This window comes from Amycolatopsis sp. CFH S0740 (assembly GCF_004522315.1).
GTDB lineage: Bacteria > Actinomycetota > Actinomycetes > Mycobacteriales > Pseudonocardiaceae > Amycolatopsis > Amycolatopsis nivea.
Genome location: NZ_SDLS01000012.1, coordinates 121863 through 136070, shown reverse-complemented (window position 1 = coordinate 136070; position 14208 = coordinate 121863). Strand labels below are relative to the sequence as shown.

Annotated in this window: 14 protein-coding genes; 3 read left to right on the top strand and 11 right to left on the bottom strand. The window is 69.6% G+C overall.

Annotated elements, in window-relative coordinates; genetic code table 11:
• Positions 1 to 10 precede the first annotated feature (10 nt).
• From EIZ45_RS21530 to EIZ45_RS21485, 10 genes are all read right to left on the bottom strand, one after another.
• Complete coding sequence (locus EIZ45_RS21530) at positions 11 to 916, bottom strand: type II secretion system F family protein (protein WP_134666121.1); 906 nt, start codon at positions 914 to 916, stop codon at positions 11 to 13.
• On the bottom strand, positions 913 to 1854 hold the full coding sequence (locus EIZ45_RS21525; protein WP_134666123.1) for a type II secretion system F family protein: 942 nt from the start codon (positions 1852 to 1854) through the stop codon (positions 913 to 915). Before EIZ45_RS21525 ends, EIZ45_RS21530 begins: the two co-directional genes overlap by 4 nt.
• The gene (locus tag EIZ45_RS21520; protein WP_134666125.1) at positions 1851 to 3368 is read right to left on the bottom strand and encodes a CpaF family protein; all 1518 of its coding nucleotides are present in this window, start codon (positions 3366 to 3368) and stop codon (positions 1851 to 1853) included. Before EIZ45_RS21520 ends, EIZ45_RS21525 begins: the two co-directional genes overlap by 4 nt.
• Positions 3365 to 4192 carry a hypothetical protein gene (locus EIZ45_RS21515; protein WP_134666127.1) on the bottom strand — a complete coding sequence of 276 codons (828 nt, stop codon included), beginning with the start codon at positions 4190 to 4192 and terminating at the stop codon, positions 3365 to 3367. The genes EIZ45_RS21520 and EIZ45_RS21515 overlap by 4 nt, the downstream gene beginning before the upstream one ends.
• A 40-nt stretch (positions 4193 to 4232) precedes the next feature.
• Positions 4233 to 4931 carry an SAF domain-containing protein gene (locus EIZ45_RS21510; protein WP_134666129.1) on the bottom strand — a complete coding sequence of 233 codons (699 nt, stop codon included), beginning with the start codon at positions 4929 to 4931 and terminating at the stop codon, positions 4233 to 4235.
• 101 nt (positions 4932 to 5032) lie between these two features.
• A complete protein-coding gene (locus EIZ45_RS21505) occupies positions 5033 to 5545 on the bottom strand; it encodes a hypothetical protein (RefSeq protein ID WP_240690762.1) in 513 nt (170 codons plus the stop codon).
• Positions 5546 to 5979: 434 nt separating this feature from the next.
• A complete protein-coding gene (locus EIZ45_RS21500; RefSeq protein ID WP_134736065.1) occupies positions 5980 to 6549 on the bottom strand; it encodes a hypothetical protein in 570 nt (189 codons plus the stop codon).
• Positions 6550 to 6623: 74 nt separating this feature from the next.
• Complete coding sequence (locus EIZ45_RS21495; RefSeq protein WP_240690763.1) at positions 6624 to 7403, bottom strand: prepilin peptidase; 780 nt, start codon at positions 7401 to 7403, stop codon at positions 6624 to 6626.
• Positions 7404 to 7650: 247 nt separating this feature from the next.
• Positions 7651 to 8091 carry a helix-turn-helix domain-containing protein gene (locus tag EIZ45_RS21490; RefSeq protein WP_167756516.1) on the bottom strand — a complete coding sequence of 147 codons (441 nt, stop codon included), beginning with the start codon at positions 8089 to 8091 and terminating at the stop codon, positions 7651 to 7653.
• Between the two features lie 286 nt (positions 8092 to 8377).
• Positions 8378 to 8824: an NUDIX domain-containing protein gene (locus EIZ45_RS21485; protein WP_134666137.1), complete on the bottom strand. Its 447-nt coding sequence runs from the start codon at positions 8822 to 8824 to the stop codon at positions 8378 to 8380.
• Positions 8825 to 9261: 437 nt separating this feature from the next.
• Here EIZ45_RS21485 and EIZ45_RS21480 point away from each other — a divergent pair, with 437 nt between their 5' ends.
• On the top strand, positions 9262 to 10311 hold the full coding sequence (locus EIZ45_RS21480; RefSeq protein ID WP_205670092.1) for an NAD-dependent epimerase/dehydratase family protein: 1050 nt from the start codon (positions 9262 to 9264) through the stop codon (positions 10309 to 10311).
• A 21-nt stretch (positions 10312 to 10332) separates the two neighbouring features.
• Here EIZ45_RS21480 and EIZ45_RS21475 read toward each other — a convergent pair whose 3' ends face one another.
• Complete coding sequence (locus EIZ45_RS21475; protein ID WP_134666140.1) at positions 10333 to 11637, bottom strand: hypothetical protein; 1305 nt, start codon at positions 11635 to 11637, stop codon at positions 10333 to 10335.
• Between the two features lie 1365 nt (positions 11638 to 13002).
• Here EIZ45_RS21475 and EIZ45_RS21470 point away from each other — a divergent pair.
• The gene (locus EIZ45_RS21470; protein ID WP_134666142.1) at positions 13003 to 13524 is read left to right on the top strand and encodes a hypothetical protein; all 522 of its coding nucleotides are present in this window, start codon (positions 13003 to 13005) and stop codon (positions 13522 to 13524) included.
• Between the two features lie 474 nt (positions 13525 to 13998).
• Complete coding sequence (locus EIZ45_RS46150; RefSeq protein ID WP_167756515.1) at positions 13999 to 14148, top strand: FxLD family lanthipeptide; 150 nt, start codon at positions 13999 to 14001, stop codon at positions 14146 to 14148.
• Positions 14149 to 14208 lie beyond the last annotated feature (60 nt).

Here is a 14208-nt window from a genome sequence, read left to right as displayed (position 1 = left end):
CTCGGTTCGACTACGCGCCTCCAGCAAGGAGCCTGATCATGGCCGGGTACATGACCAGCAGGAGGAACGCGACAAGCAGCAGCGCCACCGGAAGCGCCAGGCGTTGGGAGCGGGCGTTAGCGTCGGCGCGATCCGCGGCGAGCGCGGCCGAGCGCAGCGCACCGGCTTTGGCGATCAGCGTGGAGTAGATAGCGGCGCCGTCGGCGGCGGTGGCGAGGATGTCGGCCAGGTCGGCGAGTTCGACCACGCCCATCCGCTTTCCCAACCGGGACAAGGCTTCCCACGGCGTGTGCCCCGCGCGTATCGCCCGGCCAAGCGTGCGGCTGATTCGGGCGAACACCCACGAGTCACCGACCGCGGCGGCTTCGCCCAGCGCTTGGCTCGGGGCGCGGCCGGTGGCTCGTTCCTGGGCCACGAGGTCGAGGTAGGCCGCAGTCGCGCGGCGGAACTCCTCGCGCGCCCTATCGGCGTCTTCGCCCACGGCCAGCACCGGCACTACCGAGCCCGCCACGGCCGCGATCACTGCGGCCAGCACCACCACCGTGGCGGGAAAACCGATGCCACCGAACCACGCCAGCCCCGCTACCGTGAGAACGACCGCGGTGGCGCCCGCAGCCCAGGCCAGGCGGCGGGCTACATAGCGCTCGGGCGTTTGGTCGAGGACGTCGAGGTCGGCGGTGGGGATGCCCCACCAGCGGCTCGACGACCGAGCCGAGTAGCCGGCGACTCGTTCCAGCCGCGTCGACCACCGACTCCTTGGCGGCACGCCGTCAGCGCGGCGCGCGGCGGCCTCGTCCAGCTCGGCGACTGCGGCGGCCAGGTTGACCGGGGCGGGACGCACCAGCGCCAGGATCACGCACACGACGGCGATCCCGGCGAGCGCGCCCAGCACAGCAGCAGTGAAGCCGGGATTCATCGCGGCACCCCCTCCCCGGCGGGGGAAACCACGGCCGCCCTCCGCTTCGGTTTCGGCGCACCCACCGGGGTGCGCGAGGCCGCGCCGAGCAGCCTGGCCGGGCGGCGTGTACGGGTCAGGATGTGCATCCACCACCCGGCCGCACAGAGCAGTCCGCCGATCCCGGCCATCACGAGCTGACCGAGCAGATCGTTAAAGGGGGTGAGGAATTCGTGGGCGAAGAACACCAGCCCGGCCAGCAGGACGGCGGTGATGCCGAGGATCGCGCGCACGTCGGTGCGGGGTTTCGCGCGGTCGGCTTCGATGTCGCGGCGCGCCACCACTTCGCGTTCCAGGGCGGTGGCTTTGGCGTCGAGGATGTCGACCAGGCCGCGCCCGCCTGCGCGCGAGCGCAAGATCAGTGCAAGGACCACCTCGTCGGCGGCTTCGTCGCCGACGTCCTCGGCGAACGCACGCAACGCCTGCTCCAGGCCGCGGGTGTGCAGCCGCACGGCCAGGGTCTCCACTTCGGTGGTCAAAGCGTCGGGCGCGGTGCGCGCGGAGCTGGCGATCGCCTGCTCCAGACCACCGGCGCCGGACGCGAGTACGTCGGCCAGGCGCCGCACCCAGCTCGCCAGCGCATCGAGCCGGGTGATGAGCCGCTGGGCGTCGTGTCCGCGGGCCAGGATCGGCACCGTGATCACTCCGGCGGCGGCGATGATCGCGGCAACCGGCCAGCCGGTGGCCCACCACACCACCGCGCCCGCAACCACGGCCACCAACACCCGGCGCAACGGAACCCGGACGACGACTGCTCGCCAATTCAGCAACCCCCTCGGCACGGTTGCTCGAGCGGACTCGTCCGGCTGCTGCGGCGCAGGCGGTAGGAACGCGGCCACGGCGCAGGCAACCGCCAGCACCGCCGCCAGGCCAAGCAGCCAGGGCCACACTGTCGTCATCGCAGACCTCCATCCGGGAGGCCAGCGGTGTGCCAGGTGCCGGAACCGACGGCGTCGAGCGCGGCGCGGTCGAAGCCGTTTCGCTCCAACCGCTCCAGCAAGTCGGCGCTGGGCGCGTAAGCCGGGACGGCGCGCCCATCGGACGGGCGAGGGCCGAAGATGCGGGTGGTGTCCGGGCGGCCGGAATCACCGACCGGGCCGACCTCAATCACCTCGGAAACAAACCGCTCCCGACGCCCGGGATGGTCGGCTCGGGCGACGTGCACGACGAGATCGATCGCCGAGGCGGTCCACTGGTGCGCGGCCTCGATCGCCAGCGGTGGATCCGCGAGCTGCCCGAGCGCGCCAATCCGGTCGAACACTGCCGACGCGGAAATGGCGTGCAGCGTGCACATGCCACCCGTAGCCCCGTTCCCAAGCGCGCGGAGCATGGCAGTGACCTCTCCGGCTCGAACTTCGCCGACGATCACGCGGCTCGGCGAGTGCCGCAGCGTCTGCTTGAGCAGGTCGTCCAGGGTGATCTCCCCGATGCCCTCGGAGTTCGCCGGGCGGGCTTCCAGCGGAGTGACCAACGGCCGGGGGCCGATGTGCAGGCCGAGTTCGTACTCCTCCTCGACCGTGACCACGTGCTCGGCGTCGGGGATCTCGCGGCACAACGCGCGCAACAAGGTGGTCTTCCCGGCAGCGGGGCCACCGGAGACGATCACGTTGCACCCCGCGCGCACGGCGGACCGCAGGAACGAGGCGAGCAGCGGGTCGAGGGTGCCGCCCGCGACCAGGTCGTCCAGGCTAACGTCGACCAGGCGGTGGCGGCGGATCGCCACCCGCGGCCGGTCGGACACCTCCATCACCGCTGCCACCCGCGCCCCGAGTGGGCCACCGGCAGGAATCCGCATGTTCCCCAGCGGGCGACCGGCGTTGAACTCGCGCGACGTTTGCCCTTGGCGGGCGAACATCGCCGCCAGCATCTCGACCAGCTCGGCGTCAGTGTCGGCGACCGGATGCGGCCACCGTTCGATCGAGCCGTCCGCGAGTTCGAGGAAGACGTGGTCGCAGCCGTGCACGTGGATGTTCTCCACGTCCTCGCGCTCCAGCAGCTCCTCCAACGCGCCGAGCCCGGACAGCGCCGCCACCACCGCACGCACCAGCCGCCGTTCGTCGTCGACCGGCAGCGGCGCCTGGCCCGCGGCGGCGCGGCGCTGCACCCAGGCCGTGACTTCCTCAGCCACGTAGGCGCGCACCCGGGCATGCTGCTCCTCGACCGACAACGGCGAGTCCAGTTGCGTTTCCCCAGCGGCGACACGTTCCAGCCGAGCGGCGACCGACTCCCGGATCGCCCGCACGGCCTGCGGGTCCAGGTAGCCGCCCGCAGCGCCGTCCTGCGGTGCTGCGGGCGCTGGCGGCGCTGCTGGCCCGGTCCCCGGGGAATTGACGAACGGGGACGACGGGTTGGCCGGACGATAGAGGGGCGTCGGGCCGGTGGTGGGGCAGTAACCGTTGTGCGGCAACGTCATCGAGCACCTCCGGTGAGCACGCTCGGCGAGATCGGCGCGACCGGTGTGCGCAGTTCCGCAGGGGTGTACTGGTGGTAGGTGCCATGCAGACGCCGCGCCGCGCGGCGCACGCTGCGCAGCAACGGCGACCGGCGCGGAAGCGCGCCTGCGTCGGCGCCGTCGGAGAACACCGCCGCTGCTCGCGTGTCTGCAACGGCCTGCACGCCCGCTTCCCGGCCCAGCGCCGCGCGGACTTCCCGGCTGCCCGCTGGGGTCGTGGCGCAGACCGCCAGCCCGAGCCGTTGCGGGACGATCCGCTCGGCGAGTTCGGCCAGCAGCGGGCGCGCGGCCAGGATGTGCCGCTGGGTCGGGCGTACCGCCACCAGCACGAGGTCGGCGGCGAGCAGCAGCGGCCACGGGGTGAGCGCGCTGTAGCGGCCGACGTCGACCAGGGCGTCGGCCGGATGGCCGGTCGTGGTCTTGAACGCGGCGAGCGCCGCGGTCAGGCGCGTCCACCCAGCGGTGCCGACGGCGGCGTGCTGGCCCGGTGCGTTCAACCCGGCCAGCAGCCCGACGTGCCGGGCCGGAGGTGCCGTCTGCACGTGGTCGAGCAGGGTGGCCGGGTCACCTGCGGTCGCGTGCCGGGTCGCGGTGGCGTGCGAGAGCACCCCGAGGTCGGTGCGGATCGTGCCGTCGACGACCCACTGGCTGAGCCAGCCTGCTGCGAGGTCGCCTCCGGCCGGGTCGCAGTCGGCCAGCAGCACCGGCGCGGGCCAGGCCGCTGCCAGCGCGGCCAGCGTCGTGGTCGCACCGGGTGCTCCCTTGCCGGAGACGATTGTGATCATTGCCAACACCCTCACCACCCTTCGGAGACAGCAGTTGCTTTTAGGCGCCGGGGCCGAGCTGGACCAGGACCACCTGGCCCGCGGCGGCGCTGGTTGCGGCCTGCGCGGTGTCCGCGCCGACCAGGACATCGACCGTGACCGCGCCGGTGGAATCCGGCGGCCCGACACCGAGCACTCGCGCCCGGAACGGCCCGGCCGTGCTCGCGACGGCTTGGCTCGCGTCGGTGCCGGTGCCGCTCGCGACCGGGGTTACCTGGACCAGATCTCCGGGTGTCAATCCGCGGGCGGGCAGGTGTCCCGGCTTCACCGGCAACCCGACCAAGCGCTCGCCTGGCCCGGGTACCGGTTGGGCGGACAGTTGGCCGGGGGCGAGCACTGTGCCCGCGGGCAGCGTCGAGCGGGCGATCTGGCCGACCACACCGGCTCGGTCGCTGGCGGGGATGGAGGCCAGCCGCTGGTCCGGGACCGCCTTGGCCACGCCGAGATCGTCGTCGCCGATCCGCTGGCCCCACCCGACGGCTCGGGTCAGCACCAGCACGTCGACCCGCTCGTCCTGCCCCGCGATCAGCGCGTAATTGCCGTACGCGACCACCGCGGCCAGCACGACGGCCACGCCGAGCAGCCACCAGCGGCGCCGCCGAGGCACTCGCGGGCCTTCGCCGCCTTCGGCCGGGTCCGCGCCGACCGAGTTGCCGCTGCGCGGCTGCGGTGGCCGGGAAAAAGACACAGCAGTACCCACTGGGGTAACTCCTTCCCCATTCCGGAAATGTTGTTGCCGTTATTTCCGCAGAATGCGAGCCCCGAATACTTGGCAGAATGCGGTTGTCAACGTCCTGTTCGTCAGTTCGCGCGCAGGGCCTGCACCTCGGCGACCGCGAACGAGGCCGCGGCCCGCGAACTCATCTGCGGGAAGTCCCCGCCGACTTCGGCGGTGCCGTCCGAGCCGACCCAGCTCACCGACCACTGGATCGCCCATTCCGCCGTGGCCTGGTCGTTCGGTAGCCCGACCGACGAGCGGGTGTAGACGAACCCGCAGTCCGGGCTGGCGGCGTGCAAGCCGTACGAGCGGTCATACGGCGTGCCCGGACCGGCACACGACGTCGAGCCGCCGGTGCCGGAGTTGAAGGTCATGCCCACCGGGGTCGCGGTCACCTCGGCCCAGACCGGCCCGACCTGCACCCGTTGCACGGCGGGTTTCCAGACGCCGCGGGCGGTCCACACCCAGGTGTTCTCCCCGACGATCGTGGCGTCCCGCCCGTCCGGCAATCGCACATCCGGCGAATGCCGCGGTACCGGCAGCGGAAGGCGAAGCTGCTCGAACGCCTGTGCCGCCAGCTCTGCCGGAGTCGGCAATGGTGGAGCGGCCGGCGCCTCTGGCGCGGGCTCGGCCGGAAGAGGTGGCAGGCAGCGCATCCCGAACGCGCTCCCACCCGGGCGGCCACCACCTGGTGGAGCGCCAACGCCGAATCCGCCGAGGAAACATCCGGGCGGGATTCCGCTCGGGGGCTCCGCAGTCCCGCCAACACCGACTTGCCGATCCTGACCGGACTTCGGCCGCGGGCCACCGGGCCGGGCCGGAGCCTGCCCCCGCTTCTCCAGCGCTTGCATGTCGATTTTGGGCGGCGCGTACTGGCCAAACTGGTCGGTGTTATTGGGTACGACAATGACCTGGCCATCGTCATTGGGGTTGGGTTGGTCCGCAGCCTGCGATGGCCCGGCAAGTCCGATCGTCCCGCCGACGAAGGTCAGCGCACAGACTGAGCAGACGAATACGTTGCGGATGTCCATCAGCACTGCCCGCCGGGATATTCAAGCTGGGAGACCTTCCACTCACCGTCCGCTGCATCGCGGGTCAATTGAGCATGGATCGGAATTTGCGGTGAGCCAACGGTCTTCCGGTCACCGGTTGCGGCATCCGCTTGTCCCGAGCGGGATCCGTCCTGGCAGTCGATCACCGTCGCCCGGTCACCACGGACTTCGACGTGGCTGATGCGCGTGGTGACATCCCCGTACGGCTTCACGCCAACCTGCTTATTGCGGTGCATCGCTTCCAAAGTCGTGGATAGCTGCGGATCTACCGCAATCGCTGCCATTGCGTTCCGCCACGTATTCTCTGGCGTATTCGGAATGGCCAACGACCGAGGCCAGAACTGGGTGTATGCGGTCTCGACCGCCTGCCGCTGGTCCTGCTCGGACGTACTCAGCGCCGAGGGGGACTGAGAGGGAGCCGACAGGGTCGGCGACGACGTCGGTGCCGGAGCATCCCCACCGCTACAGCCCGCCACCAACATGGGCGACAGAGCCGCACCTGCCAGGGCAACGAGCTGGGACCAACGACGGGTGCCGACGATCATCACGAGTACCTCCCCAGTGCTTCCGATATCGATGTCCGAGTTGACCTTCCTACCGTCGGCTGCGCGCGGCTAGCCAGCTACGCGAACAGCATGCTGACCAAGGCCCCGGCCAGCAGTGGCGGCCCGGCGGGAAACTGCGAATTCATGCGTCTGGAGCACGTCGCGATCACGAGCGCGACCACCGCGGTGAGCCCGCTGGCTATCAGGAGTCCCCGCAGCAGCCCCTCCAAGCCGAACCAGCCCAGGTATAGGGCGAGCGCCCCGTACAGAGCGGTGTCCCCACCTCCCGTGTGGTTGGGTGCCCACGCCTGCACCAACGCGGCCAGCGCGAACACCACGACCGCCGCCCCGCAGGCGAAGCCGAGCTGCGACCAACGCTCCTCGATCACCGCGGCACCGAGCAAAGCCACCGCGCCTCCGCCCACGAACGCCGCCACGAGCGGAAACGGCAGTCGCCGACAACGCAGGTCGGTGAGCATGAGTGCGCATCCGAGCGCGCAGGCCCAGCACCACGCGAGCCAGATCGGAGTCGCCCCGAACCGGAACCACCCCGCCCAACACAGCGCCGCGGTCACCGTCGACACCACGACGAGCATCGCGGTGCGGCCGAGGCCCGGGACCGTCAGCGGCGAGCCGACCGTCCGCTCCGCGAGCCTCAGCAACGCTGGCCCGGCCACCAGACCTGCCGCTCCGACTGCCCACGGCACCATCGAGACCACGAGTACCTCCGGAGTGAACGCAAACGGGCCGCCGATCACCGAGAAGAAGATCGAGGGCACCGACCCCCGACAGACCGGTGCCCCCAGATCCGCCGTGCCGGGCCGGAGCGTGCTGGTCCACATCGGGTAGCGCCCCATGAACCGGATCCGCAAGTCCGGTTAGTTCCGCTGTCGATCTTGCGAACCTCGACATACCCCACCTCCCAACCCTCTGACCTGCGGTTGCAATCGATTACCCCACATGTACGCGGTCTCGTGAGCAACTTCCAGCCCCGCCCCGTTGACCGGCGCGCCGGTCAACGGGGAAATCCACCCGCTTGGAGTAACTTCGGTCACAGAGCGCGGTCAAACTACCGGCAAGTGGACTAAGCCCGTGCGCGTTCCGTTACGTCGACGCTCGTGGGCGGCCTGCGGAGCGCGTCTTCCCTGCGCGGCGGTGTCGCGGGGAGCCGTCAGCGTTCTCGAACAGCTCGGCGTGGCGGCGCAGCCACGCCTGCATGCTCTCCAGCACGGGAAGCAACTCGGTGCCAGCCTCGGTCAGCCCGTACTCGACAGAGCGATCCCAGCCCTCGGAGAGGGTGGTCTTGTACACCAGGCCCTCTTCGGTGAGCACGCGCAGCGCCTCGGTGATCCGGCTGGGGCTGAGGGTGGATTTCGTGCCGTTCCAGCGATCGAGGAATGGCCACTCGGCGGCCATCCGCGCGAGGTCGCGTGGGCGGCGCGGACCGTCTCGCAACAACGCGAGCACCGCAAGATCCCAGTTGCTGTGGAACAGCTTGCCTATGTTGTACGTGTCGACCGCCAGCGTCCAATCGTTAGCGCGCATCAGCCCTCCCCTGATCGCCCGCCAACGCCGGATTCCAAGCCGCCAGCGGGACCGCAGTGACCGCGTGGCACACCAAGATCGTTGGTGTCCAGCACCCCCACGCCCCGGTCGCATCGCACGTTCCCCTTAACGTGCCGAGACAGATGAACCAGCCACGCTACCGGCGTCGGTCACAAACCCGCATCATCATCTTGTGTGTCCAAATCCTACAGAGGAGGCCGACAAAATAACTGCGGGTTAACGCTCGGTAGTTGATCTTCACGCGAGTGAGCGAGTAGCGCTGAGGTCAGCCTTTGTCATCGTTCGGGGCCGAACTGAGCTCGGGTGGCCACCAGGCTTCATCACGGAGCGTGCCTACCGGAAGCAGTCGCCGCACCAGCGGCGGGTAGAGGTCGGTCTCCGGGATGTCATCCCACCGGATCCATACGGCTTCCCACAGATCGCTGCCGCTGACGACCTCGACATCGTCGGCACCCAATAGCGAGGTGTCGAACACCAGGTTGACGTAGTTTCCCTCGGGCCGCGGTTCGTCCTCGATCGCGGTGTGGAAGGCGAGGTCGCCGACCTCGGCACCCAGCACCTCACGCAGGCGCGCGCGCAGGCCACCGCAGACGGTCTCCCCGGAATGGATCGCACCGCCAGGCAGCATGTGCCACCGCTGCTCGCGATGCCGCAGTGTCAGCAGGAACTCTTCCCCGAGCAGACGAGCGATCACTGCGTGCGCGTAGACCACAGTCGTCAACTCCGCGGTCGGCCCGGGAGCGTGTCGGCCGTCACTCATCTCGCGCACCTCGCTCGTCGTTGCCTTCGGAGGTCATCCGGCTCCGTCGCAACTGCACGCCGACCCGCGCCATGCGGACCCCTGACTTCGATGTCGTGCGCCGCACGACGACACCCCCCTTGACACGACCACGAAGCGTTCCCGATCGGACAACCGCGGCTCGCGCCGTCACCCGTCTGGGGGCACGTCCTACCAGGTCTGTACGTCGGTGTCGAACCTGCCTTACCCACCCTGAAGCGGTGACCGACAAAGGCATATCCTGCTCGGCTCGGCATCCAGACCGGATACTGCGAGTCATGTCCGATCAGCAACTCGTCATTGCGAGGTGGTGACGCGGTAGTCACCGGGGCGCATAGCGCAACCGCCGAGGCATTCGCCAGTATGACTGTATGGCTCGATTGCTGGTGCTCGGCGGCTCCTGGTTCCTCGGCCGCACCGTCGTTGAAGATGCTCTCGCCCGCGGCTGGGAAGTCACGACCTTCCGGCGCGGCCAGACCGGACAGGAGGTAGCTGGCGTCACCACGATTCGCGGTGATCGCACGAACCCCGACGACCTCGCCCGGCTGGCCGCCGATGGCCCGTGGGACGCGGTGGTGGACACCAGCAGCTTCGTCCCGCGCGAGACGCTCGCGATGGCGAAGGCTCTCGAACCGGTCGTCGGCCGGTACGTGCTGATCTCGACCGTGTCGGTGTACGAGGGCTGGCCGGTCGAACCTCTGACCGAAGAGTCGAGGGTGCTCGACTGTCCGAGCGACGCCGGCCCGGACTTCGGCTTCGACGGCGACCCCGGACCGTCGGTCTACGGCTTCACCAAGGCCGGATGCGAGCGCGCCGTCACCGAGGTGTTCGGCCACGACCGCACCGTGCTGCTGCGGCCTGGCGTCATCCTCGGCCCCTACGAGTACGTCGGCCGTCTGCCCTGGTGGCTTCACCGCGTCGCACGCGGAGGCCGGGTTCTCGCGCCCGGCCAACCGGACCGGCGCATCCAGCCCGTCGACGTCCGCGACGTGTCCACCTTCGCGCTGCACGCCGCCACGGCCGACGGGCCGGTCGGCACATTCAACGTGACCGCCAGCGGACGCGAGACGATGAACGACTTCCTCACCGCGTGCCAGCAGGCGACCGGCTCGGATGCGACCTTCACCTGGATCACCGACGAAGAATGGCTCGTCGCGCAGGGCATCGCGCAGTGGACCGAGCTGCCGCTGTGGCGCACCTACCGCGGTGCCTGGGCCGTCGACTCCGCCAAGGCACGCAGCGCTGGCCTGATCACCCGGCCGCTCCGCGACACCGCGACCGACACCTGGACATGGCTTCGCAGCGGCGGTGATGCCGTCGCGCACGAACGGGCGAGCGAGCAAGGAATCGCGCCGGACAAGGAGCACGCGATCCTGGGCACCTGGGACGCGCGGGAACGCGATCGTTGCGGCAGCCAATGAGCGTGTTACTCGGGCGATCGTTTAGTTCCCGGACGGCAGGGCCGGGCGAGCGGTTACCCGGGAGAGGCTGGCGGCGGTGAACGCCTCGATCTCCTCGCCGATGTTCCCGGCCTCTACCGCACCCCGGTAGCGGGTCGCCCCGAGCAGACGGCCGAGACCATGCAGCCGTTGCGCGATCGCCTCGGTTCGGCGAGCTGGCTCGAGTTCGAACACCGGCCGGAGCGCGTCCTGGGCACCCGCCAGGTCGCCGTGCAACGTCCTGGCCGTGGCCAGGTCAACACGAGCACCCAGCACGCCCGCACCCCACCGCTGTGCCTCGGGCATCTGGTCGAACAGCGCGAGTGCGCGGCTGGCTTCGGACTCGGCACGCTGGCCATCGCCGAGCGCGACGAACGCCGCGCCACCGCACAACGCAGCACGCGAGCGATCGAAGGCTAGCTCGCCGCCGATCTCATCCAGGAAGTTGTCCTCGCCTGCTCGGTCGAGTTCAGTCGCCGCGGAATCGAGTTCGGCCTGGGCCTCGTCACGAGCACCGATCAGGGCGAGCGCGCGGGCGTGCACGCTGTGCAGGCGAACCCGGGCCGTACCGGCAGGGGCGGTCTCCAACGCGCCCTCGGCGATCGACACCGCGCGGCGCGGACGGCACCACAACGCGACGGTGACCTGCAACGCCCGCGCCCACGCCTGCAATGACGGGTGATCGATGACGTTGCCGTAGGTATGAGCGGCCCGCGCCTGCTCCTCGGCCACGTCGGCATGCCCAAGATCCCAGGACACCGACGACAGCAGCCCGCATACCTGCCCGGCGAGCAAGTACAGCTCCGCCTGCTGGCGCGGCTTGTGGGTCCGGTCGAGCTGGTCGTAGACGGTGTCACGCAGTTGCACCAGCTCGGTCAGCATCTCCAGAGGCGGGGTGATGTAGTACGCGCGGGCGGCCCGCCCGGCTGACGCGTGCAGGTGCTCCAGCGCGGTTGGGTCGATGGCCGAGGACGACTCGATGGCGTGCTCGGCGGACTGGCGAGCGGCGTTCACGATCAGATCCTGTTCACTCCGAGGGGACTTGCGGTGCGAGGAAATCTCGGCCTTCGGCGGACCGAGCAGCTCCTCCAGGGGTTCGCCGAACCAGCTCTCCAGCACACGGCACGATTCCGCCCGCGGGGTACTCGGATCGCCCCGGAGCCACCGCTTCGCCGTTCGCTCCGAGGTATGCGCGTGGATCCCGGCTTCCTTGGCGTGCTCGGGAAACTCACGCACGAAATCACCCAGCGAAAGGTGACGCGCGAACAGCAGCTGCTCCAGCCGGGTACGTGGTGTTCTGTCGACCATCCCGTTCCTCCCTGCCGTCACCGTAGCCAGCAACCATCGCTCACGCGCGCGACAAGCGCCAGTGGCCTCGATCTGGCCCCAAATGGCCCTTGTTTGGCCCGGGACCGCTCCAAGGGCAGCGGTGTACGCCAAGCAGAACACGTCATCCCAGGTCGGCGGCCATTCCGTCACGGTGAGAAGCGGCGCACGAACGGGTGGCCCCTATCCGGCCGGTAATGGCCCCGGTTTGGCCTGCGAATGCGCCCCTGCTTCACCCGATGGTCATCAACGGCACGTACACGAACGCAGACGGACGGGAGGGCGCCATGCAGGCGAGCGACCGAAAAGACGAAGACTCGGCCGGCGACCTTCGTCCGGAGCCGCTCGTGCAGCACGTCATCTGGGTGACCTGTCAGGACGACGGGCTGGATCACCTTGTCTACGACGACGAAATGGGGCGGGCAATCTGCTCGGCCGAAGCCGCGGGCTTCCGCGCGTTGTGCGGCCGGATGATCTTTCCCGCACCGATGGTGTGCCCGCCGTTCCCGATGTGTTCGGGATGCGTGGCCCAGCGGGATCGCGCCTGCCGCAGTCAGCGGCCGGTGCGCGGGGCGTGCGGTTCTCGGAGGGCGCGGCACCGTTCGCCTGGCTTCGTGCGCAGGTTCCTGCATGGTCTCCATGACTCCCTGGCCAGCTCTTCGTCCGCAGGGCGGCACGCCTCGTCCGGCGGACGGAACCCCGATCGGGCTGGCCAGGCTCTGCCCGCGGCGGGGCCGGGGCGCGTCTGCCCCCGTCCCCGCCGCGTACCAGCCGCTGATTCGGGCGCGGTGCTCCCGGCGAACCAGCCGGAGACCAACCTGGACTGCAACCTCACCGTGGCAGACCGGTTCGGCCGCGAACGGCAGCAGCCAGGCGACAACGACCCCGACCACCGCTGGCGGCGCACAACGAGGTGCGCAGGCGTGGCGCCAGCAGCGCACGGCACGAGCAGGACTGATCACCTGCCTGGCGAGAGCGCTCCTCGCCACCGTGCGTCTTCCCAGGCGTGGGCGAGCGCACGGCATCGATCCCCCGACTCGCCGTCAGCCCACGCCGGGGGCCGCGCGGTCCACCCGCCCGCCGCGCGGCCCTCAGACCCGGGGACTCGGAGGGCTGCGTAATGCGCGTTCTGACGCAACCAACAACGTGGGCACCCGACCGCCACTACGACGACCTCGCGCACTTGCGCGAGACATGCGACGGCCAGCCGCGGTTGATCACTTCCTTCGACGGCCCGGTGCCGGTGGCCGCCTGCGGCGCGTGGCTCGGAGACGGAGAAGCATCGTCCGACGCAGCCCGCCGGTGTCCACAATGCACGGAGATTTACCGAGCGATCGGAGGGCTAGCGTGATGACGCTCTGCGGTTCGTTGGCTGTGAAGCACCCAGGCGGCCAGCCTGCCGGACGGCTGCGTGATGTTGCTGAGTCCGACATCGCTCGCTGGCAGGTTCTCCGCCGCGCGGATCGTGGCGGCCTGTCGCGGCACGGTGATCTCATGGTGGATGAGGGACGTCCGTTGCCGTCCTACCTCAACCTCGCCCCGCATGGCCTCATCAACAAGGGTTTGCTGGCGGTGGCGCCGCACCACTTTCTGGATGGCGGCATCAGCGTTCGTGTCGAGCTGACCGACGCAGGCCGCGCGGAGCTGGCGCGCCTGACTTCTGAACGGCAATACGATCTTCGGGGAAATGCGCGATCGAGTTCCGTCTCGGCTGGTCTCTGCCATCGAGTGAAGGAGTCCTCCATGTGGGAGTGGACATTGGTCATTCTCTGCGCGGTGGTGTTCGTGATCCGGATTGGGTATCTCCACTTCGACCGCCCCAGTCCGTTGGGTACCGATGCGCAGCAGCGTGAACGGGCTCGGAAATGACCGCACCGGTTCTCGCGCCTGAGCAAGGGGGCGAGCAGCCCCCAGATCCCGGGCAGTTTCGTCCGGTCGACCTCGAAACCCTGGAGCGCCTGCTGGCCGGGCTGCAAGCCTGGGAGCCGCCGCCTCGGTCACCTCGGGACGACGACCGCGGACAGGGCGATTCGGGTGGCACTATCCATTGGTATCCCGGGTATTTCACTGCTTCACTGCACGCGGTCGAGCTGTCTTCTGCGCCGCCGTTGGTGTTTCGGGGCCTGCGGATCCGGTGGGCGGTGTGCAGTGCGCCTGCGACCGTGATCCAGGTACCGGAGGGCAAGAACCGCTGCGAGGCGTGCCAGGCAATTCTTCGCAAACGTGGACTTTTCCTCGAAAACACCAGCACTCCGAGGAAGCCTGCCGACTAACGCAAACTTCGCGTTCTCTGGAATGCGAACGGGAACCATTTGTGACAGGAAAGGGAAGGGGGTGATTTCGGTGACCGCGGCTCTGATGGAAGCACCGCAGGTGTTCGAGTTGGACGTGCAGGTGGAGACCGACCGGGTCCGGCCGGAGGCGATGGCCTGCCAGACCGACGACGGGTGTGGCTCGACCTGCGAGATCTCGGCTTGTCACTCGCAGAAGTGATACCAGCGGGCGGACCAGAGTTCCCGACACCTGGCCCGCCCGCTGCCGCAGGTGTTTTCG